This window comes from Streptomyces sp. NPDC005485, assembly GCF_040606085.1.
GTDB lineage: Bacteria > Actinomycetota > Actinomycetes > Streptomycetales > Streptomycetaceae > Streptomyces.
Genome location: NZ_JBEXDZ010000319.1, coordinates 1 through 1773 on the forward strand (window position 1 = coordinate 1; position 1773 = coordinate 1773).

Here is a 1773-nt window from a genome sequence, read left to right on the forward strand (position 1 = left end):
GGCACCGCCTACGTGGCCACCACGTTCTCCGACACGAACGCGGCGAGCGCCCGGCCGTGGCGCAGCTACACCTGCTCACCGTCTCGCCCGCCTGCATCGTCTCGGACACGCACGATGTCACTCCGGCGCTGGAGAACATGTACCGCGCCATGGGCCAGGAGGTGCCGCAGATCAAGCGCATCCTCGAACTCAACCCCTCGCACGCCCTCATCAGCGGACTGAAGAAGGCGTACACCGAGCGGAAGGACGAGCCGCCAGGACCTCACCAACGCGGCATTCGTCGTCGCCCTTGGGGTGGTCGGGGTGCGGGAGCTGCTGCTCCGCTCCGCCGACGCCGACGACCGTGCCGGCGCCGCCGGTGGTGAGCAGCAGTGAGCCGCCTCGAGACCCTGACCCCCGCACAGATCCAGTCCGCCGAACGCGTGCTGTCCGCCGGTACGTGGGCGATCACCGCCGGGGCGATCCTCTTCTCTGTCCTCACCGTGACGCCCCTTGTCGAGCGGGTCACGCCGGAGGGCTGGGAGAACACGGCACCGATCCTCCCGTTGGTCGTCGACGCCGCGGTCGTCATCGTGGTCCGTCTCGACGCCACGGTTGACCGGCTGCGCACGACCGCGGGCCGGTGGCCGGCGGTGCTCCGGTGGCTGACCGGTCTGATGACGCTGCTCCTGAACGTGGGCGACTCCGCGCTGAAGGGCGACGCGACCGGAGTTGCTGTTCACGCGGTCGCCCCGCTGCTGCTGATCGTCACGGCAGAGGCCGCGCGTTCATACCGGGCCGCGATCGGCCGCGCCCTCGACGAGATCGAGCGGTCACGAGCCGAGCAGGCAGCCGCCGCCAAGGCCGAGCGTGAAGCGCGTGAAGCTCAGCAGCGCGCCGCCCGTGAAGCCCGCGAAGCCCGCGAGCGTGCCGACCGTGAAGCCCGCGAAGCCCGCGAGCGTGCCGACCGTGAAAGCGCCGAAGCCCGACGTGAAAGCGCTGAGCGTGAAGCCCGTGAAAGTGCCGAGCGGATCGAGCGGGAGCGGCTCGACCGCGAAGAGCGCCAAGCCCGTGAAGAGCGTGCGCACGCCCTGCAGCTCGAGCAGCAGCGGGCCGAACGGGATGCGGCAGAGCGCCGCGAGCAGCGGGAGCAGCAGCAAGCGCGGGAGCTCGCTGAGCTGGAGCAGCGCGCCCGTGCCGAGCGCGAGCAGGCCGAGCAGGTGACCGCCGAGCGGGAGGCCCGTGAAAGGGCAGCAGCCGAGCGCCGCGCCGCCCGTGAAAAGGCGGCAACCGGGAGCACCCCCCGTGAAAGCGCACCCCGTGAAAAGGCCGCCCGTGAAAGCGACCGCCTCGACGAGCAGGCCGCCCGGGAGTACGTCGCAACCGCCGTGAAAGAGCGCCCGTCCGTGACGCTGAAAGAGCTTGCGGACGCCACCGGGTGGTCGATCGGGTGGCTGTCCGCCCGCCGGCAGGAACTGCAGACCGCCGGGGCCGAGCAGTGATCGCCCCCGCGCAGCGTCTGCTGCTCACCACCACGGAGCGGGCCGCGGCGACCGTGCGTGTCCTCGAGGACCTCGAGATGGTCCGGCAGATGCTCGCCGGAGTCGTCGCCCCGGTCGTCACCCCGCTCCCCCTGTACGTCGTCACGGCCGGCGGGGAGCTGCTCAGCGTCCACGCCACCCCGGACCGGCGAGAGACACGGGTTCAAGCGGTTCGGCCTGGACGCGCCGCCCGCGGACGGACCGTCGCCGGTGCGCGTCATGAGCTTCTCCGCCCGGTCCCTGTACCGCGTAC

General features: G+C 71.8%; 2 protein-coding genes and 1 pseudogene. All 3 read left to right on the top strand.

Features of this window, described 5'->3' with window-relative positions:
* A partial coding sequence (locus ABZS97_RS43895) for a hypothetical protein (protein WP_356149685.1) occupies positions 1-365 on the top strand: 365 nt, incomplete at its 5' end.
* A gap of 6 nt (positions 366-371) precedes the next feature.
* Positions 372-1481, top strand: coding sequence for a DUF2637 domain-containing protein (locus ABZS97_RS43900; protein WP_356149688.1), 1110 nt, complete (start codon positions 372-374; stop codon positions 1479-1481).
* A 204-nt stretch (positions 1482-1685) separates the two neighbouring features.
* Positions 1686-1773 (top strand): annotated as a pseudogene (locus ABZS97_RS43905) (glycerophosphodiester phosphodiesterase); the annotation flags it as partial.